Source organism: Bradyrhizobium sp. WSM2793 (assembly GCF_000379585.1).
Taxonomy (GTDB): Bacteria; Pseudomonadota; Alphaproteobacteria; order Rhizobiales; family Xanthobacteraceae; genus Bradyrhizobium.
This window is the reverse complement of record NZ_KB902791.1, coordinates 236,718-256,020: the sequence shown is the minus strand read 5'-3', so window position 1 is coordinate 256,020 and position 19,303 is coordinate 236,718. Positions and strand designations below refer to the sequence as shown.

20 protein-coding genes and 1 pseudogene are annotated in these 19,303 nt (G+C 62.8%); 6 read left to right on the top strand and 15 right to left on the bottom strand.

Annotated elements, in window-relative coordinates; all coding sequences use genetic code 11:
• Window positions 1-6: 6 nt before the first annotated feature.
• The 12 genes and pseudogenes from A3AS_RS0124720 to A3AS_RS0124670 all read right to left on the bottom strand — a co-directional run bounded on the left by A3AS_RS0124720 (window position 7) and on the right by A3AS_RS0124670 (window position 8,284).
• Window positions 7-201, bottom strand: a complete 195-nt coding sequence (locus tag A3AS_RS0124720; RefSeq protein ID WP_018320242.1) for a hypothetical protein — start codon at window positions 199-201, stop codon at window positions 7-9.
• A complete protein-coding gene (locus A3AS_RS0124715; protein ID WP_157644370.1) occupies window positions 198-821 on the bottom strand; it encodes a hypothetical protein in 624 nt (207 codons plus the stop codon). The genes A3AS_RS0124720 and A3AS_RS0124715 overlap by 4 nt, the downstream gene beginning before the upstream one ends.
• Entirely contained in the window at window positions 754-1,293 is a 540-nt protein-coding gene (locus tag A3AS_RS0124710) for a hypothetical protein (protein ID WP_049814969.1), read from the bottom strand. The genes A3AS_RS0124715 and A3AS_RS0124710 overlap by 68 nt, the downstream gene beginning before the upstream one ends.
• A gap of 2 nt (window positions 1,294-1,295) precedes the next feature.
• Window positions 1,296-2,051, bottom strand: a complete 756-nt coding sequence (locus tag A3AS_RS0124705) for a hypothetical protein (protein WP_018320239.1) — start codon at window positions 2,049-2,051, stop codon at window positions 1,296-1,298.
• A gap of 727 nt (window positions 2,052-2,778) precedes the next feature.
• A complete protein-coding gene (locus A3AS_RS0124700; protein WP_026202322.1) occupies window positions 2,779-4,005 on the bottom strand; it encodes an AAA family ATPase in 1,227 nt (408 codons plus the stop codon).
• Window positions 4,005-4,493, bottom strand: coding sequence for a hypothetical protein (locus A3AS_RS0124695; protein WP_157644369.1), 489 nt, complete (start codon window positions 4,491-4,493; stop codon window positions 4,005-4,007). Before A3AS_RS0124695 ends, A3AS_RS0124700 begins: the two co-directional genes overlap by 1 nt.
• Entirely contained in the window at window positions 4,490-4,780 is a 291-nt protein-coding gene (locus tag A3AS_RS0124690; protein WP_018320236.1) for a hypothetical protein, read from the bottom strand. Before A3AS_RS0124690 ends, A3AS_RS0124695 begins: the two co-directional genes overlap by 4 nt.
• A 2-nt stretch (window positions 4,781-4,782) precedes the next feature.
• On the bottom strand, window positions 4,783-4,992 hold the full coding sequence (locus tag A3AS_RS45465) for an AlpA family transcriptional regulator (RefSeq protein WP_245283270.1): 210 nt from the start codon (window positions 4,990-4,992) through the stop codon (window positions 4,783-4,785).
• Between the two features lie 77 nt (window positions 4,993-5,069).
• The gene (locus A3AS_RS0124685; protein WP_018320235.1) at window positions 5,070-5,648 is read right to left on the bottom strand and encodes a hypothetical protein; all 579 of its coding nucleotides are present in this window, start codon (window positions 5,646-5,648) and stop codon (window positions 5,070-5,072) included.
• A gap of 1 nt (window position 5,649) precedes the next feature.
• Window positions 5,650-6,882, bottom strand: coding sequence for a site-specific integrase (locus A3AS_RS0124680; RefSeq protein WP_018320234.1), 1,233 nt, complete (start codon window positions 6,880-6,882; stop codon window positions 5,650-5,652).
• Between the two features lie 149 nt (window positions 6,883-7,031).
• A pseudogene (locus tag A3AS_RS0124675) lies at window positions 7,032-7,955 on the bottom strand (ComEC/Rec2 family competence protein); the annotation flags it as partial.
• 95 nt (window positions 7,956-8,050) lie between these two features.
• A complete protein-coding gene (locus A3AS_RS0124670) occupies window positions 8,051-8,284 on the bottom strand; it encodes a DUF2171 domain-containing protein (RefSeq protein WP_024341296.1) in 234 nt (77 codons plus the stop codon).
• A gap of 387 nt (window positions 8,285-8,671) precedes the next feature.
• Here A3AS_RS0124670 and A3AS_RS0124665 point away from each other — a divergent pair, with 387 nt between their 5' ends.
• Window positions 8,672-9,994: an MFS transporter gene (locus A3AS_RS0124665; RefSeq protein WP_018320231.1), complete on the top strand. Its 1,323-nt coding sequence runs from the start codon at window positions 8,672-8,674 to the stop codon at window positions 9,992-9,994.
• 135 nt (window positions 9,995-10,129) lie between these two features.
• On the opposite strand, the gene A3AS_RS0124660 is transcribed toward A3AS_RS0124665, so the two are convergent.
• The 3 genes from A3AS_RS0124660 to A3AS_RS0124650 all read right to left on the bottom strand — a co-directional run bounded on the left by A3AS_RS0124660 (window position 10,130) and on the right by A3AS_RS0124650 (window position 12,734).
• Entirely contained in the window at window positions 10,130-10,492 is a 363-nt protein-coding gene (locus A3AS_RS0124660) for an SPW repeat protein (protein WP_018320230.1), read from the bottom strand.
• Window positions 10,493-10,663: 171 nt separating this feature from the next.
• The gene (locus tag A3AS_RS0124655; RefSeq protein ID WP_018320229.1) at window positions 10,664-11,050 is read right to left on the bottom strand and encodes a nuclear transport factor 2 family protein; all 387 of its coding nucleotides are present in this window, start codon (window positions 11,048-11,050) and stop codon (window positions 10,664-10,666) included.
• Between the two features lie 7 nt (window positions 11,051-11,057).
• Window positions 11,058-12,734 carry a glutamine--tRNA ligase/YqeY domain fusion protein gene (locus A3AS_RS0124650; RefSeq protein ID WP_018320228.1) on the bottom strand — a complete coding sequence of 559 codons (1,677 nt, stop codon included), beginning with the start codon at window positions 12,732-12,734 and terminating at the stop codon, window positions 11,058-11,060.
• Between the two features lie 176 nt (window positions 12,735-12,910).
• Between A3AS_RS0124650 and A3AS_RS0124645 the strand changes: the two genes are divergently transcribed.
• The 5 genes from A3AS_RS0124645 to A3AS_RS0124625 all read left to right on the top strand — a co-directional run bounded on the left by A3AS_RS0124645 (window position 12,911) and on the right by A3AS_RS0124625 (window position 19,299).
• Window positions 12,911-13,411, top strand: a complete 501-nt coding sequence (locus A3AS_RS0124645) for a hypothetical protein (RefSeq protein WP_018320227.1) — start codon at window positions 12,911-12,913, stop codon at window positions 13,409-13,411.
• A gap of 39 nt (window positions 13,412-13,450) precedes the next feature.
• Entirely contained in the window at window positions 13,451-14,833 is a 1,383-nt protein-coding gene (locus tag A3AS_RS0124640; protein ID WP_018320226.1) for a hypothetical protein, read from the top strand.
• A 143-nt stretch (window positions 14,834-14,976) separates the two neighbouring features.
• The gene (gltX, locus tag A3AS_RS0124635; protein WP_018320225.1) at window positions 14,977-16,407 is read left to right on the top strand and encodes a glutamate--tRNA ligase; all 1,431 of its coding nucleotides are present in this window, start codon (window positions 14,977-14,979) and stop codon (window positions 16,405-16,407) included.
• A gap of 147 nt (window positions 16,408-16,554) precedes the next feature.
• Window positions 16,555-17,859: a citrate synthase gene (gene gltA / locus A3AS_RS0124630; protein ID WP_018320224.1), complete on the top strand. Its 1,305-nt coding sequence runs from the start codon at window positions 16,555-16,557 to the stop codon at window positions 17,857-17,859.
• A gap of 261 nt (window positions 17,860-18,120) precedes the next feature.
• The gene (locus A3AS_RS0124625) at window positions 18,121-19,299 is read left to right on the top strand and encodes an ROK family transcriptional regulator (RefSeq protein WP_018320223.1); all 1,179 of its coding nucleotides are present in this window, start codon (window positions 18,121-18,123) and stop codon (window positions 19,297-19,299) included.
• The last annotated feature ends 4 nt before the right edge of the window (window positions 19,300-19,303 follow it).

The following is a 19,303-nucleotide window of genomic DNA, read 5'->3' as shown; positions in this document are numbered from 1 at the left end:
TCTCGTTCAGGCAGTTGCGCCGGGCACGCTCATCGTACCGAAGTCGATCGCGAGCGCTTGGCCGGCCGGGCTGAAGCCAGCTGTTTTCGCAGCCTCGATCCGCTTGCGTCGCAGTTCCTCAGTTTCATCCTTCGCCTGAGCGGCAAGGTTGTTGCCGAGGCCAAAGGTACTTCCGAGAGCCGAGCCGATCGCGGACATCATGCCCCGCTCCTCGCCGGGCCCGCGGTGACCAGGATGTTGAGCCGGGTCATGGTGCGCTTGGCTTCCGCGTCGCCGCCCATGTACTTCGCGACAAAATCGGGATTCTCGAGCAGCCGGGTCTTCGTCGCCACCGCCGCCGCATGCTCCTCCGCACTTACCGGCGCGCCCGTGATGCCCTGTCTCACCTCAGCCTCGCCGAGGCCCATGCTCTTGAGATACTGCGCGCCGCCGACCGCGGCGAGATGGCCGCTCGGCTGAATTCCGTCGTACAACTGACCGGTGACCGCCATGTCGACCCTGGTGTTCTTTGCTTTGTCGACAGCCGCCTGGAGCTCGCGCAGCTCTTTGGCATGGCGCTGATTGCCGGCCAGATATTCGTCTCGCCACTTCGGATCGGCCTTCACTGCACTCAGCCGCGCCTCGGCCTCGCCGACATCCGTCGGGATCACAAGCTCCGGGGGAGCATCTTTTGCAATGGCTGCCACCGCGGCGGCGTTTGCAGCCTCGTGCTGCGCAAACAGCAACTCGCCCACTGTCGCTGAACCGGATCCGTCATTGCTCGGCATCACCCGCCTCCTCTTCGTCGCTGTCGTCGTCTTCGTCGGCGTCACCGCGCTCAAGTGCCACGATTTCCGCACGCGCGGCTTGCTGGAAGCGGCGCAGCGTTTCGTCGTTCATGAAGGCCGGCGGCAAGCCACCCTTGTTCGGATGGCAGCACCGCCCCACCCCGGGCCCGATCACGCATTCGTTCGTGGAGCAGCCCTCGCAGCAATCGATCGTGCTGATACCGACGAGCAGGTCGTCGATATCCGAATTGCGCAGCTCGATGATGCGCGCCGATGCGCCCATACGCTCGATCTCCTGAGCTCGAACCTGTGCGGCCTGCAGCTCCTCCACCGCGGTCTTCGCTGCGGCGACCTTGCCGCGATGCGCCGTCAGCTTCTCGGCCGCGCCGAACTGACGCTGCACGGCGGCGAGAGCCAGATCGGCTTGCTCGCTCTCAAGCGCCGCGAGCACCTCAATCGCGCCTGCCAGTTTGGCAGCGACCGTTTCGGAGCCGCTCTCGGCCTTCGTCCTACTCGTCTCAAGCATGGTCACCTCACGCTGCTTCCGTCGTTGGCGCCGTGCGGCTCTTCGCCACCGCCTCCTCCAGGCGAAGGCGCACCCAATCGGATGGCTTCCGCCGGTCCTCCGCCGCCAGCGCCATGATCTGATCCTTCAGCTCTGTCGGAACTTTCGCGGTCAAAGACTGCATCGTGCTCATCGGCCTTCTCAAGGTTTACGAGATTGGATGAAGTTTGCGCCGTGCCATCGCGTTCATCTACGCACAACGGCGGTTTGTAACGTGGACCCTGTGGCTTGCGCTTTTCCCAGCGTCTCCTGACGCGCGCGACCTGCTCCGGATCCTCGACGAGCCGAAGCCCCACGCCGAGGGCCCCCAGGATCTGCCCCAACGAATGGTAGGACAGGTTTCTCGGCGCCCTCGGCGCCAGCAGCTTGCTCGTGTAGCGCTCCGGAAAGCCGGCGATGTTGTCGATCGTCTCGTTGCTGATGTCGAGCTCGTCCCGGCGCTGGCGCAGCGCCTCGACTAGGCCGGCCATGGAGCGGACAATCGGGGCCGCTGTTGGCGTGGTCTTTGCCGGAACGGCCTCTGGCAGGCTTACGGCGGGCGCTGGTGAGTCTGGGGCGGCCGGTGAGGGCTTGGGCTCGCGAGCTACCTTCGCGCGCTCCATGGCTGGAGAGATGCTTAGCAAGCCGGCGCGCCACTTCCTTGGCGTCCGAGAGCCAACATTGACCGAAAACGCGGTCTGCTCGTCGATCTCTTCGAAGGTTTCGAACTGCTCGCTCATCGCGGCACCGCGGCGGTTGTGCCGTCGAGAGCCGCCAAAATTTGGCGTGACCTTCGGGCAACAGGTTTTTTGGAGCCGACGCGAAAAAGACGGGGGACCTCGAAATATCCATGGGGGTCTCGTTTTCCCCCTACCCCCGCCCCACCCCCCTTCTTTTTGCCGGGAAGCTCAGGCTTTTCGGCGAGTTCAGCCGTTTCGCCAGCGATCAGCCGCCTCGCGCGCGCCTGGACTGCTTCAACAGAGTGAAAGACTGGGTTGGCACCCGCGCGCGAAACCCCCTCGCCGATCAGCGCCACATGATTGGGACAAAGCGGTTCACACGAGAGGCAATCGAGCCGGATCAATCGCTTACGGTTGGATCGCAGCGTCAGGCGGGATTGCGGGAAGCACCTGGGAAGCGCGTGGCGTCGCTCAGGCCTGATGGTAACTGTTACTAACGGGTTAGCCTGTCTGCTGAGCGGCTGTGTAATACACGACCAGAGCGCGGCCGTTTGGGCGTTACCACACACATGGGTCGAACGAGGTCCTTCCTGCCCTTCCCTTCCTTGAGCGGCGGGAACGCCTAGCCGCGACCCAGCGGCGTTGGGCGTTTCCAACGCTGGGGGGTATGGGGGGTTGGAGAACAGGCGTTGGCAGTACCGTTGGTACACGTTGGCAGGGACGTTGGCAGCACAGTTGGCAGGGGTGTTGGAAGGCGCGGAGGAGCGTTGGTAGGGGCGTTGGAAGGTCATGCCGACACCCGCTCGATATGCTGACGGCGCTTGCTCGGCGATCCTGTCTCGACGGTCCTGATCAATCCGCGGGCGAACAGGCGCTCCATCGCTTTGCGGAAGGCCTCTGCGGTGATGCCGGCGGCTTCGGGGTCGAGAACGAATTCCGCTGGAGCGCTGCCCTTGGCAGTTTTGCCGTGGACGGGACGGCCCTGGGCATTGCGCCTGTCGAGCAATCGAAGGAACACGTCCTCGACGTCACGGTCAGCGGCCGCGCGGTACTGTGAGGCCTCGCCTGCCATAGCGGTGGTGAAGGTCAGCCCCTCCCAGCGGAGCGTCACCTTCTCACCACCGCGGACACGGTTGGTTTTATTGATCACCAGCGTGCGCTGGTCGACGTCGTCCTTGTCGGGGTCGGATAGGTACATCATCGACCGAGCGGAGTTTCGCCAATCGACCGAGCCAGCGGTGCCCGTGCCGTCGGCCATGCCGCGCACGCTGGGGTGATCGAGCAGCAAAACCCCGGTGTCATGTGCGACCGCGATCTTCCGCAACATCCCGACGAAAGTCCGGACCTGGCGTCGCGCGATAGTCTCACCGTCGAATACTGCAGCCACGTTGTCGACAACAACCAAACGGGGCTTGTGCTCCGCGACCCAGCGCTCCAGGGCGAGCAGCAGAGGCGTAGCGGCAATCTTGCCGGTCCGTGGGTCAGCCGTGCCGAGCCATGTTTCGTCCAAGGCAGGAAAAACGAGATGAAGTCCGGTCAATCCATAAGGATCGATGCATCGATGTTTGCAAATGCGCTCGATGCGGTCCCTGACGTTGTCCTCCTGCTCCTCGCAAGACAAGAACAACGCGGGGCCGGGTTCGATTACGCAACCGAGCCAGTCCCCAAGTCCGGCGGCGACCGAAACGAGCAGCTGCGTGGCGATCTCCGTCTTACCGCTGCCGCCGTTGCCGGACAGAATTGTGACGTCGCCAGAAGGGATGCGGTTCTCAGCGACCCAGCGCTGCGGCACGGAGACCGTGCCTTTCCAGGTGGCGGGCGTGATTGGCTGGAAGGCGGTGGAAGATCGCGTCTCCGGTGCACTGCCCGGAAAAGCCATATCAGCGGGCATGCCACCGAACGCGTCGAAGGAATCGACTGGCGGCCGATCGTCATCCGGGGCTTCAGCATCGCGATCGAAGCCGAGATCCCTGAGCGCCTGGAGACCCATCTCCCGATTTGAAACATGCAGCATCAGGCGGCCTCCAGCATTCTTGCGAAGGCTGGTGCATCATCCACGTGATTGCGCAGCCACACCGCAAGACGATCCGGATCGCCGGCGCTCAAGGCGAACAGGAAGGCGTCCACCGTCGATTGCGGCGTGTGATAGGCCGGCTTCTCGATCGGCATCACCTCGGGCGCTGGCGGCAACTCGCCCGTCCATTTCCATCGATCCCTTTTGTCATCGAGCTCCCACTGCATGACCAACTGCGACGCATAGTCGGACGGCAGGTCCTCGACTTCGGCTTCGTCAGCAGCGGCCAGTGATCGCGCCCAGATGAAAGCAGCTGCGATCACATCCTGGATTTTGTCCTGTCCAAGCTCGGCGACGAGGCCACGTTGCTCGGCGAAATTTTGGAGCATATCCACGGCCCACTGCATTTCCATCTCGCCCGACACGCAGCACAAGGCGTACTTCTCAGCGCAGGCTGTGAGAATTTTGATTGGTGCCGGCGCGTTCATTCGTCATCGCCCCCGTCGAGCAGTCCGAGCTCTCGCGCCTTGGCAAGCGCCTGGCTGACAGCCTTCGCAAGGTCGGGGAGCCTGTTCACTGACATGGAGACGCCCTTCGACGTCGGGACGTTCGCGCCGGCTCTGTTCATGGCGAACAGGCGCACGTCGACAACATTGATCGGATCCTTGCCGGCGGGCGTAAAGACCTGCAGGGTAACCGCGACAACGTCCTTGCGGCGGTTCTTGAAAAAACGGAAGGGAATGGGCTCGGCGAGCTCGGGCTTGCGGGCTCCCATGATCAGGCCGCCGTCTCAGTCATGCGAGATGCAAGCCAGCGGCGATTTTCGCCGATTGTCACACCGATGCGACGAGTGGAGATCCGTACAAACTGGGGGCCCTTGCCATCACGCAACAGGCGTTGCCCTGTGCTGCGGCTGAAGCTGTTAAGCCGGCACCACTCATCGAAAGACAGCATCCGAAGGTCGGATAAGGCAAGATCGTCGGTCACTGAAGCGCTCCCTGAGCATCGAAGATGCCGAGGGAGTATTCAGAGGGACATGAGTGTCGCTATTTGTCGTTAGCCGACTATTTTCCGGGAGGTTTCGACACGCCTCCAGATATTGCCGCGATCCGTGCTTTCCGCACCGTATCACGCGAGGCGCGATAGCGCGCGACAAGCTCCTTTTCCGCCTCAGCCCGCAGGCTATCGACCGTGATTTTCCCGACCATCACGTCTTGCTGCATCTCGGCCACCACGCGATCCTGTATGCCGGACTTGGGACCGCGCCTTGCCTTCGGGGCGTCGGCTGACGGGCGAGGTGGAATTGCGGCGAGGAACGGGGTGAGGCTCTCGTTGGTGATGAAAATCTCTCGATTGCACCGGGACGTGAAGCCGGATGGGTCGGGACGGTTCGACTCGTCGAGCAAGGGTAAAATGAGCTCCACCTCGCCCTTCTCGAAAAAAGAGCGCCAGTGCGGGCGTTCCCAGATGCGGTTATCCATCTCGTCCGCGCCACCGGTCCACGAGCGATACGCCGCCTTCAGCCTGCCTGCGTGGCAGGCTTCTGCGATTGATCGCTCTGCATCAGCCTGCGGCGGAAGTTTCGCCCGAACTAAGTCCAGTGCAATTTTGAGAGGGATGAAACCGATAGGCGGTGCCAGCATGTCACACCTCGACGCGCCGCAGCGGGATCACGTTGTCGTCCGGAGCGACGATCGCCAACAGATGCGCCTCCCACTTTCGCAAAGCTTCTCCGATCTCCGCCTCATAGGTGTGATGGTCGTAAACTCCGCCGATGCCCGACTTGTGGCCGGCGTGATTGAGAACCAGCTCGGCGATATGCGGGAGCACGCCTAACTTGCCGAGACGGGTCCGAACCGTACGACGCAGGTCGTGCAGCCGCCAGGGCGCCAAGCTCTTGCCGGCCGCTGTGGTGATCGCGGCGTTGAGACGAAGGGTGTTGTAGCTCCACGCATTAAACCCGCTGGGGCCACCTCCAAACACGGTTTCCCGGCCATGCCGGCGGGGAATATGCCGCAGTATCTCCCGAGCCGTCTCCGGCAGCGGCAGGACGAATGTCCGCTTGCTCTTGATGCGATCCTTGGGGAACGTGATTTTCCCGGCGTCCATGTCGAGCTCCGACCAACGGAGCGCGCCGATCTCGTCGCGACGACAGGCTGTCAGCAGCAAAACACGCACGATGCGGCCGAAGTCATCCTCGCCGCAGTGGCACCAGATGGCCCGGATCTCGTCATCGGTCAGGACGCGGTCCCGAGGCTCTTTGCCCTCGATCGGGTTTTCGGTTCCAATGACCGGATTGGCTTTCACCTTGGCCTGGCGCATGGCCCACATGAAGAATGCGCCAAGGGTTCCGCGGGCCCGTGCCGCCGAGGTCGGGCCATGGTCACGAACCAGGTCGCGGAGTAAGCCGGCGACTTCCTCGAAAGTCACTTTCGTGACGCCCTTCTTGTGCAGAGGGCGGCAGTGGTCGAGCAGGTAGCGCTTGGCGGCAATGTAGGTGTTGGGCCGCATCTTTGAAACCCGCGCATCGAGGTACTCTTCCGCCGCCTTCAGGAAGGTATTGGCCTCAGCGGCCTGCTCCGCCTCCAGGCGCTCCCGATCGGCAACTGGGTCAATGTGGAGCTCGACCTGCGCAAACCGCTTCCGAGCGATCTCGCGCGCGTCCTTCAGTTCCAGTTTCCGAACGTCGCCGAGGCTCTCGCGCCGCTGCTTCCGGCCTATCCGGTACTGAACCACGAACGAGCTTCGCCCTCCCCGCAGCCGGACACCGAAGGAAGGTAGCTCAGGATCCCAGTGAATGAAATCTGGCTTGCTCGCCGGCGCCACCAATTTGCGGACCGAGGCGTCGGTCCATTTATTTGCTCTATCCGAAATCATGGGAAGCAGCCTTAAGTTTTGGGAAGCAGGTGGGACGCGCGAATATGACCCATTGTGAACATCCGCGACGCCGACAGTCACGTGCTGATGCCGGCTAAGCTGTTGTTATCTGTGGATGTTGACACTTCCTGATTGCTCGTGACGCTTCACGCTAGCTGATAGCCGGAGATCGAGAGCACGTGCCCGAGCCCCGAGATGAACATCGCGTCGTTGACCGGCGTGGAAATCGCATCGCGCCGCCCAGTGAGCAGCGCTGTCGCGATCGCGCGGTTATCGCCCTCGAGCGTGGCCCGGATGCGCGCATCGATCGTATCGCGCAGGCCTTGCATGAAGGCGGCATAGCGCAGCCGCAGGCCACCGGCATCGGGCGGGATTGAGGCCGTGATCGCGCCCATCACGAAGCCGGAAGCGCCGATGCCCTGAAAGAACATGTCGCGCGAAAAGTCGTAGCTGCCGGGACGCACCGGCGAAAGCGGCGGCATCAGCCGCGCCTTGAGCTGCACGAAGCTGCCGACCTCGGGTGCAGTGCCCTTGCGCACCGACAGCCGGACGCGCTCCAGCTTGACCTCGCTGCGCTGCGCCTCCATCGCGGTGACGCGCAGCACGAAACGATCGGTGCGCTCGCGGATATCGCGGGCCTCGACGAAACCCGACAGCGACACCGAATAGAGCGGCTTGGCCAGCACGGGATGGGCGATGCGCGCCGTCTTCCAGGTCGCCACGGCAAAGCCGGAAGCGACCGCCGCAATCATGATCGCAGGCGCAAAGAGCCGGCTCCGCCGCAACAGGATCGCGCCAAACGTGAGCGCGATCGCCGTCGCGGCAACGACCCACAGCACTGGCTCATGATCGGCGGCAAAATAAAGGGCGATGCCGCCGCCGAAGGCGACCGGCACCCACGGCAACAGTCGCCCCGCGCCGGCCTCGGCGCGGGCCCATTCCCGCAGCGTCTCGACGATTGCCGGCCAAGCTCCAAAGCCCGCGGGGGCAAAGCCGCCAGCCGGTGCCGCACGGCCGACCGGCCACGTCCCGGCAACTCCCTGGGAGCGTATTGGCCGGCCCGGCTCCGCCATATCCCTGCACCTAACGCGACGCGACTGGCACAGAGGCTACCGGAACGTGCGACCGCGCGAATAGCGGTACAAATCGGGAACGCGAGAAGGCGCCCCTACTTTTCCTCTTCCATGGTCACGGCGACCGACGCCTTGGCAGAGAGCCGCACCTTGTTACCCTCGACATCGGCAACGAGACCCTTGTCGATGAAATGATGATGGCCTTTGTGGCTACCCTCACCGCTGTCCTTCTTAGTCAACTTGATGCGATTGCCTTCGACGCGATCGACCGTGCCGACGTGGACGCCGTCGGCGCCGATGACTTCCATATGCTCTGCGATGTTCTGCATGGTGGGTTCCTTTTCCGGCCCCCTCACAACGCCTGAGACGCCTTTCCGTTCGCTGATTACCAGACGTCGCGGACAATTCGAGTCCTTGCGATCTCTGTCGCAAAAACGCCCCGTGTCAGATCGATTGAGCCGAAAGTCTCATAAGTTGGCAGCCCGCGGTGGGATTACACTACGGTTCCCCGCCTCCCCGACAGACGGGCAGGCAGTGGTGGCTCGCGGCTCTAAGGCCGCCGGAGCTCTTCTCAGGTGGCGTCAAACGCGCCTGAGGTCAGACGTTGCCGACGCAACTCTTTGAATTGGCGCCTGCAACGCCGCGCATCACGCTCTCCGCGAGAAGATCGACGCTGAATCAAGCGAGGAGACGTTTTGAAACCATAGGAGGCGCACATGCAGGTACCGAGCGATTTTCGCCGCGTGATCATCGCTGCGTCGGTAGGAAACATCATCGAATGGTATGATTTCTATATCTTTGGCAGCCTGGCCGCAGTTCTATCGGTCAAGTTCTTTGAACAGTCCCACCCCATCGCCGCCCTGCTCAGCACGATCGCGCTGTTCACGGCAGGATTTCTGATCCGTCCGGTGGGAGCATTCCTGTTCGGATGGATGGGTGACCGGGTCGGCCGCAAATATACGTTTCTCGTCACGCTCAGCGGAATGGGACTGGGCACGGGAGCGATCGGATTGATCCCAACCTACCAGTCGATCGGGCTGACGGCTGCGATCCTTCTCTTCGGCTTGCGCATGATCCAGGGGCTGTGCCTGGGCGGCGAATATGGTGGCGCCATCACCTATGTTGCCGAGCATGTGCCTGACGACAAGCGCGGCTACTACACCGGCTGGCTACAGACCTCTCCGACTCTCGGGATCGTGGTATCGCTGGCAGTCATCATCCTGACCCGAACCTATGCCGGCAATCAGGCCTTCGATGAATGGGCGTGGCGCATTCCGTTCCTGGTGTCCTTCCTGCTGGTGGCCATCGCGATCTATATTCGCCTCCAGCTCCAGGAGACGCCGATCTTCCAGGAGATCAAGGCCCGCGGACAGATGACGAGGAATCCGTGGAAGGAGGCCTTCCTCAGTTCGAACATCAAATACATCGGGATCGCCATCGTGGTCCTGATCGGACAGGGCGTGGTCTGGTACAGTGGTCAATTCTGGGCGCTATACTTTCTGCAGCAGGTCTCCAAGGTGGACCCGCTGACCTCGGCCTACATCGTGGGAGCAGCATTGCTCATTGCAACGCCGAGCCTGATCTTCTTTGGCTGGCTGTCGGATCAGATCGGCCGCAAGCCGGTGATCCTCGGAGGCATGCTGCTCGCCGCGATCACGTACTATCCGCTGTATCTGTGGCTGGGATCGGTCACGCAGCCCGGAAACATCAACTATCCGACCGCGATCTTCATCATCTTCATCCTCGTTTGCTACGTCGGGATGGTGTACGGGCCGGTCGGCGCATTTCTGGCAGAATTCTTCCCCGCCAGGATCAGGTACACGTCGGTCTCCGTGCCGTACCACATCGGCAACGGCTGGGGTGGCGGATTGGTGCCGTTCATCACCTCGGCGGCATTCGCCGCGACCGGCAGCATCGGCTACGCACTGATCTACCCGATCGTGGTCCCCGCGGTGTGCTTCGTGCTCGCTGTCTTCCTGATGCCGGAGACGCGCAAGATCAGCATCTGGCAACCGATCGAGCCCAGAGCCGCATTGTAATGGCTTGTGATGGGATGACCTGGTGCAGGACCGCGAGGCCCTGCACCGCACATTTCCTTCGGAATGCCGGAGCCAAATCCCCCCTCTCCGACCGTCAGTGGATAGAGGTCGGCGAAGTTCGGCTAACCGCTCTTGTCAGCCGGCTGGATGATGCCAGCGATCGTGCCACCAGGCGGTGAAGTCACGATCGGTCATCAGTTCCCAGCCGCCGAGCAAGATCACCAATATGCCCGACAATACGCTGCTCACCGTGGCTGACGCTGACTCATAGCCAATGGTCCAAGGCGCCAGCACAAGAGCCAGACCCAGCAGCATTTCTCCCCACTCTTCCAGATATGACGGGATGACAAACGCTTCTACGGCAAAGAGCACGACGCCGAGCCCGAGCGCGATGGTGATCCAGACAGCCGCTCCGGACAAGCCCAGGATGAAGGACGACAGGACCAGCCATACGCCGACCAACAGGCTGGCAGCATCTTGCCAATGTTGGATGCGCATAATGCTCACCTCCCCTCTTCCAATTAGATGGGGCGCACCGATGAAAATGCATCCATCCAACCTGCGTTATGTTGCCGCTGCGCTGATCCGGGGCGCCAATCCTGACACGTATGTCGCTGGAAAGGGCCCCAGCAACCGCCTTGCGTCAGGACGCAGGACGTTCCGCTGCCGCTAGATCAGCGATGTCCGCGACGAGGCGTGGTGATTGACGATCTTCCAGTCGCCGTCCTCGCGGACGATCACCCAGCTCATCTTGACGATGAGATCGTCCCGCTCGCCCGCGAGATCGAACGAGATGGTCGCGGCCATGTTGATCAGATCAGGGCCGGCCTGCGCTGCGTTCACATCGGAAAACACAGCGCTTGGCTTGCGCCAGCGCGGCAGGCCGTTGAAATAATCGGCAACGCCGTCCCTGCCCCGATAGAGTCTTGGGTTGGAGCCGAAGAAGAACGCGCTCTTCGAATAGAGCGATGACAGCGCGCCCGCATCGAGCGTCGCGAAGCCGGCGCACCATTTCGCGATGATGGCGGAAACGATGGCGTCGGCTTCGCTGCTCATGTGCGCCTCAACCTTTCGCGACTTCCTTCGCGAACGTGTCGCGCAGGCCGATGGTGCGCGAGAACACCGGCTTGCCGGGCGTCGAGTCCTTGTCGCGCACGAAATAGCCCTGGCGCTCGAACTGCATCGGCTCGGTCGAATTGCTCTGTGCGACCGATGCCTCGATCCGCGCGTCCGCGAGGATCTCCAGCGACTGCGGATTGAGATCCGCCGCGAAATTCGAGGCGTCCGGGCTCGGATTGGCGAACAGCTGGTTGTAGATGCGGATCTCCGCGGGCACCGAATTCGCCGCCGGCAGCCAGTGCATCGTCGCCTTGACCTTGCGGCCGTCGGGCGCGTTGCCGCCCTTGGTCGCGGGGTCATAGGTGCAGCGCAGCTCCACCACCTCGCCGGCATCGTTCTTGATCACGCCGGTGCATTTGACGAAATAGGCGTAGCGCAGCCGCACCTCGTTGCCCGGCGACAGGCGGAAGAACTTCTTTGGCGGGTTCTCCATGAAGTCGTCCTGCTCGATATAGAGCTCGCGGCCGAACGTGATTTTCCGCGTGCCCGCCGAGGGATCGTCCGGGTGGTTGATCGCCTCGAGCTCCTCGGTCTGCCCTTCAGGATAGTTCTCGATCACCACCTTGAGCGGCCGCAGCACGCCCATGCGCCGCTGCGACGTGCGGTTCAGCTCCTCGCGGATGCAGAACTCGAGCATGCCGACGTCGACCACGCTGTTGGCCTTGGCAACGCCGATGCGCTTGACGAATTCACGCAACGCGGCCGGCGGCACGCCGCGGCGGCGCATCCCCGCCATCGTCGGCATGCGCGGATCGTCCCAGCCTGCGACATGGCCGTCGCGGACGAGCTGGGTCAGCACGCGCTTGGACAGCAGCGTATAGGTCAGGTTGAGCCGCGCGAATTCATACTGGTGCGGCTGCGACGGCACCGGCAGTTTTTCGATGAACCAGTCGTAGAGCGGCCGGTGGTCCTCGAACTCCAGCGTGCAGATCGAATGCGTGATGCCTTCAATGGCGTCCGACTGGCCGTGGGCGTAATCGTAGCTCGGATAGATGTGCCACTTGGTGCCGGTGCGCGGATGATGCGCATGCAGGATGCGGTACAACACGGGGTCGCGCAGATTGATGTTGCCCGCGGCCATGTCGATCTTGGCCCGCAGCACCCGCGTGCCGTTCGGGAATTCACCGGCCTTCATGCGGCGGAACAGGTCGAGGTTTTCGTCCACACTGCGGTCGCGGAACGGCGAATTCTTGCCGGGCTCGGTCAGCGTGCCGCGCGAGAAGCGGATCTCCTCCTGGGTCTGGTCGTCGACATAGGCGAGCCCGTCGCGGATCAGCTGCTCCGCCCATTCGTACAGGCGCTCGAAATAGTCGGAGGCAAAGAACAGGTTCTTGCCCCAGTCGAAGCCGAGCCAGCGCACGTCGGCCTGGATGGAATCGATATATTCCTGCTCTTCCTTGACCGGGTTGGTGTCGTCGAAACGCAGATGGCAGCGGCCAGGAAACTCCTGGGCGATGCCGAAATTGAGCGCGATCGACTTGGCATGGCCGATATGCAAATAGCCGTTCGGCTCCGGCGGGAACCGGGTCACGATCTCCCTGTATTTGCCCTGATCGAGGTCGGCCTGGATGATGTCACGAATGAAATCGCGCCCAACCTCAATCGCCACCGGTTCTGTCATTACGAAAATCCTGCAGGGAAATCAGCGGTCCTTCTGCCAAATTCGGGAGGCTGAGCCAAGCCCGGTTTCGCGTCAGTCGTAAGCTCTTCAGCAACTATTATAGGTAGATTTTCTCGAATTTCGCACTCCATGGATGGCATACTTGCCACACCGCAGGACTCCGAGGTTCTCCATTCATGACGGTCGTCGCTCGCTTCGCCGCCTTCCTGGCAATGGCACTCATCGTGTTTGCATGTGGCAGTGCCAATCCGACCCTCGCGGAGGAAGCTCAAGCGGCTGCCGGCGGCACGACCGTTGAGAGTCCCGGCCGGGGTGAACTCAAGGGCTTCGTCGCAACCCCGCAAACCGAGGCCGGGGGTAACCGGGCCTTCCTGATTGCGCCCAACAGCCTGTGGTTCATCGCCACCTCACCCCGGGCTTCGGGGGCGCGGCTGATTGACATCAACAATGGCATCACGCTGCGAATTCTCACCAGCCCGGGCCTGCACATTGCCGCCGTGTCAATTTCGTCCGACAGCAAGACCGTCTTCGCTCGGGACTACGATGGACATAGCGTCGCCTGGGACGCGGCGACGGGGCGGCCGGCCTCAAACGCGCCGCCAGCGGATTTCCACGACATCGCGAAGCTTTCGTTGTCCTACGAGAGCAACGATGCCAGCAACCGTGTTCCGCCATAACTGCTGTCGCGCCATCATCTTCAGTCCCACTTCCCGCAATTGAAGCAGTTCGACGAGATTACGCTCGATCCAGCGCAAGATTACGCGATCGTTGGTTCCGTCGGCGACGCCGATTGGAAGGCGTTCCAGATATGGGATTTGAAGCAGGAAAGGACTGCGGTCTTCTTCCGGCTTGCGAGCGATACCTGCGGCTTCAGCCCTCCGGCGTTCGACTACGATGGCAAGCACCTCGTCTTTGGCAACAGCAGGGGCGAAAGCGAACCCAATCATCTGGATTTTGCGGTCTTCGAGATTGCCTATTTCGGTCCGGACAAAGGGCCCAAAACGGCCAGGGCAACCCAGACCCTGGGCAACAAGTGCAGCGTTCCCTTGGATTTCGACGGTGGGTACGAGCAGAACTTCTCGATTGCTCCGGGAGGGGAATTGATCCTGAGAGGTGGGGGAATTCCTGGCAGTCCGGAGTGGGCTGCATGGGACCTCCGCAATGGCAGGAAAGTCGCTTCCATTCGTCCGGATGGCTACGGCACCGTTTCCGACGACGACAGGACGATCGCCGTCCTACACGATATATCGCGCGATGGTTCGTCGTTGAGACAGTCGATGACGGTCAGGCGCGGAGGCAAACAAGCGACCTTCGAGATCCCCCGGAGCATGCGGTCCGAGAATTGGCGGCCTATCGTACTGTCCCCGAACGGCCATTGGATCGCATCGAAAGTAGGCGGGACGGTCGCGGTCTGGTCCTCCGACAACGGCAAGACGCTACGAGAGCATCACGTCGGCGATGGCAGAATCAGCGACATTCTGCGGCTCTCGGATGCGGGCGATCCGCTGCTGATTAATGACGACGAAGGTACCGTTTTCGTGAAAGGCACTTGGCGCCCGGCACGGTCCGAGAAAAGCGGGTTGATCGTACCGCTCACGTCGAATTTTCACGCGCAGTGCGGCGTAATTTTCTGCGATCGGATCATCGCCGAACTCGGCGTCGTCGAACGCAAGAGCCTCAAGGGCCCCCTGCCAGAAAACCTCCGACGTGACCTGTCGGCTGACGGCCGTTTCAAGATTGTCCGCTTGGACTACACGGCCAGTGGCGTCTCCAGGGGCACCGACATCGTCGATGTCGCGGACGGACACATTGTCATGCATGTCGACAAGGATGACATCCGCTTCCTGTCCGATAGCCTGCACATTGTCGCACGGGATGCCGACTTCGGCGGCTTCGTCGAATACGAGATCGCCACGGGGAAACAGCTTTGGATGGCAATCCCGAATTGGAGACAGGACGGTTTCCACATGATCCTGGCGGACGGCCGCGTGCGCTACACTCCGCCGCGAACGGCCGATTTGCGGCTGGTCCGGGGATTTGAAACCCGACCGTTCGACGCCACCGCAGCGAAGCAGTTCGTTGCGCCACCTGATCGCTGACCAGCGTCAAGGGCCTCGACAGCCGCCGACGCGGAACAGAAGCGACGCTTAGCGCTTGATGATTTCCGGCTTTCGTTGCCGCCGGTTCCTGCTATACCCACGCGCTTGCGAGACCTGTCCTCATCGTCCACCACCTGCCACGAATGACCACATCCCCAATCGTCACCCGCTTCGCTCCCTCTCCGACCGGCTTCCTCCATATCGGGGGCGCCCGCACCGCGCTGTTCAACTGGCTGTACGCGAAGAAGCACGGCGGCAAGATGCTGCTCCGGATCGAGGACACCGACCGGGAGCGTTCCACGGAGGCTGCGATCGGTGCCATCCTCGACGGCCTGAAATGGCTGGAGCTCGGCTGGGACGGCGAGGTCATCTACCAGTTCAGCCGCGCCGCGCGCCACCGCGAGGTCGCCGAGCAGCTGCTCGCCGACGGCAAGGCCTATCGCTGCTACGCCACCGCCGAGGAACTCGCCGCCATGCGCGAGAAGGCGCGCGCGGAAGGGCGCACCCGCCTCTATGACGGGATGTGGCGCGACCGCGATCCCGCGGCAGCCCCGTCCGACGTCAAGCCGACGATCCGCCTGCGCGCGCCGCAGACCGGCGAGACCGTGATCGAGGACCAGGTCCAGGGCCGCGTCGTCTGGCAGAACGAGAACCTCGACGACCTCGTGCTTTTGCGCGGCGATGGCAACCCGACCTACATGCTCGCTGTGGTGGTCGACGACCACGACATGGGCGTCACCCATGTGATCCGCGGCGACGATCATCTGATCAACGCCGCGCGCCAGAAGCAGATCTACGATGCGATGGGATGGGCTCTGCCGAGCATGTCCCACATCCCCCTGATCCACGGCCCGGACGGCTCGAAGCTCTCAAAGCGCCATGGCGCGCTCGGCGTCGATGCCTACCGCGCCATGGGATATTTGCCGGCCGCGCTACGCAATTACCTCGTCCGGCTCGGCTGGAGCCACGGCGACCAGGAGATCTTCTCGACCGAGGAGATGATTGCGGCGTTCGACCTCGCCAGCGTCGGCCGTGCCGCCGCCCGCTTCGATTTCGCCAAGCTGGAAAACCTCAACGGCCACTACATCCGCCACGCCGACGATCAATCACTCGTGAAGATGTTCGAGGACGTGCTCGACCATCTCGTGCCCGCGCGCGACGAGCTTAAGGCCAAGTTAAACGACACCACGCGCGCCCAGCTTCTCAAGGCCATGCCGGCCCTGAAGGAGCGCGCCAAGACGCTGATCGAGCTGATCGACAGCGCTTATTTCATCTTCGCCGACCGGCCGCTGGAGCTCGATCCCAAGGCGCAAGCGCTGCTGACGCCAGAGAACCGCAAGCTGATCGGCCAGCTTCATTCCGCGCTGGAGAAAGTCGAGACGTGGAGCGGCGCCACCACCGAAGCTGCGCTGCGCGCTTTTGCCGAGGAAAATAGTCTCAAGCTCGGCGCGGTCGCCCAACCCTTGCGGGCCGCGCTGACCGGACGGACGACGTCGCCTGGTATATTTGAGGTTTTGGACGTCCTGGGACGCCAGGAAAGCCTCGGCCGGCTTAAAGATCAGTCTACGACGTAAGTCGAGCATGCGTGCGGTGATCTTGCAGCGCACACAGCAATAATATACCCATCTCCCCCGTACCTTCTGGAACATCCGGCCTGCCCCATCATCTCGCAAAGGGGGCCTCCGGCTCCGGCCCGCTTCACATTTCATCGGGGACCTACGATGGACGCAAAACCGAGCAATAAGACCGCTACGCTGACGGTCGGAAACAAGAACTACGATCTCCCGATCCACAGCGGCAGCGTCGGGCCTGATGTCATCGATATCGGCAAGCTCTACGGCCAGTCCGGCCTGTTCACCTACGATCCCGGCTTCACCTCCACCGCGAGCTGCCAGTCCAAGATCACCTATATCGACGGCGACGCGGGCGTGCTGGAATACCGCGGCTACCCGATCGAGCAGCTCGCCGAGAACGGTGACTTCCTCGAGACCTGCTATCTCCTGCTGTTCGGTGATCTGCCGACTGCCGCGCAGAAAAAGGATTTCGACGACCGCGTGACCCATCACACGATGGTGCACGAGCAGATGGCCCGTTTCTTCCAAGGCTTCCGCCGCGACGCCCATCCGATGGCGATCATGGTGGCTGCGGTCGGCGCGCTCGCCGCGTTCTATCACGACTCCACCGACATCAACGATCCGAAGCAGCGCATGATCGCTTCCATGCGCATGATCGCCAAGATCCCGACCCTGGCGGCGATGGCCTACAAGTACACGGTCGGCCAGCCCTTCGTGTACCCGAAGAACTCGCTCAAGTTCGCCGAGAACTTCCTGCACATGTGCTTCGCCGTGCCGTGCGAGGACTACAAGATCAACCCGGTGCTGGCTGACGCGCTGGACAAGATCTTCATCCTGCACGCCGACCACGAGCAGAACGCCTCGACCTCGACGGTGCGCATCGCCGGCTCGTCCGGCGCCAACCCGTTCGCCTGCATCGCCGCCGGCATCGCGTGCCTGTGGGGTCCGGCGCATGGCGGCGCCAACGAAGCAGCGCTCGCGATGCTCGCCGAGATCGGCTCCGTGGACAAGATTCCCGAATTCATCGCCAAGGTGAAGGACAAGAACTCCGAAGTCCGCCTGATGGGCTTCGGTCATCGCGTCTACAAGAACTACGATCCGCGCGCCAAGATCATGCAGAAGATGTGTCACGCCGTGCTCAAGGAGACCGGCCATGGCGACGATCCGATGCTGAAGGTGGCGCTCGAGCTCGAGAAGATCGCGCTCAGCGACCAGTACTTCATCGACCGCAAGCTCTACCCGAACGTCGACTTCTATTCGGGCATCACGCTGAAGGCGATGGGCTTCCCGGTCTCGATGTTCACCGTGCTGTTCGCGGTCGCCCGTACCGTCGGCTGGATCAGCCAGTGGAGCGAGATGATCGAGGACCCGCAGCAGAAGATCGGCCGCCCGCGCCAGCTCTACACCGGCGTCACCCGCCGCGACTACGTCGCGATCAAGGATCGCAAGTAAGCTCCAAGCCGATACGGCTTTCGAAGCGGCGCCATCGCAGGATGGCGCCGTTTTTGTTTGTGGCGGTGCCGTAGGGTGGGCAAAGCGCAACAGATACGAAGTCGTGGGCACGCTTCGCATTGCCCACCCTACGAGACCAATCGGGCCGTGACACTCTTGCTGCCGCGCACAACAACAAGTCCACGCTTGCGGGCGCAAACGCCTTGACAGTCAGAGCGCTCCACGCGCAAATTCTTACACTAAGTAAGAATGACGACAGGGATGGAAATGCCGGAGCAGCCGAGAAGTCGGCGGCAGACGCGCGCTGCCATTTTGACCCATCTGCTTCAGTCGGGCGGCTCGTTTCGCCCGCCGCTGGCCAAGGCCGTGCGCCTGTCCGAAGCGAGCCTGTCGCGCATCCTGCTTGACCTGAAGGCCGAAGGCCTGATCGAGGAAGTACGGCGCCCTGCCCCTTACGTCGGCGGCCCGACCGGCCTCGTGTCGCTGGATGGAGCGGTCGCCCTCGCAGCCTTCGAGTTGACCGCTCAGCACCTCAGCGTCGGCGTCGGCGGCCTGTCGGGCGAGCTGCACTACACCGAGCGCGTACCGCTGCCGAAGACGCCGACCGTCGAGACCGTCGGCCGGGCCTTTCGCGAAGCGATGACATTGCTGCGCGACTGGACGCGGCGCCGCCGCGTCGTCCTCTCGCAGGTCGGCGTCTCCATTCCGGGCCTCGGCCGGCTCAGCGCCGCGGGTAATCCCATCATTCCCTCTGACGTCGGGCGCATCAGCGACATGTTCGGCGAGATGTTCGCCGACGTGTCCGTCGAATTCACCAATTCGGTCGTGGCGCACGCCACATTCCATCGCTGTCGCACGGAAAACTATCCGTTCAATGACACGCACCTGTTCGTGTTTGTCAGCCATGGCGTTGCGGGCGCCTGGATGGATGATCCCGCCGAGACCGACGCGCTCCAGCCGATCGAGCTCGGTCACATGGTGTTTGGCGAAGGCGGACCGCGCTGTCGCTGCGGCCACCTAGGCTGTGTCGAGGCCTATACCTCGCTTCCGGCGCTGGCCGAGCTTCTCGGCGTGCCCGAGCCGGAGTTGCTCCAGCTTGGCAGCGATTGGGTCAGCGCGATCCCGATCTCCTCGCGCGTGCGCCAGGAGCTGCGGCATCGCCTGTATCGCCTTGGGCTTGCGATCGGCAACACGCTGAACGTCAAGCCCTGTCACGGCGTCGCCATCTCCGGCTGGCCTTCGCTCCTTGCGGAAGGCGATCGGAAAGCGCTGGTCGACGGCGTCGATGCCTGCCTGCTCGGCGGCCGCAAGCATGCGCAGGTGTCGCTGGCTTTCGTGCCGCCGTCGAACGGCAATGATCCCAGGGCCGCGCTGGCCTTCGCCGCGTTCTGCCTCGCCTGCCGCGGCGGCATGCCGGCCGCGTCGACGGAGGCCGCCTGAGATG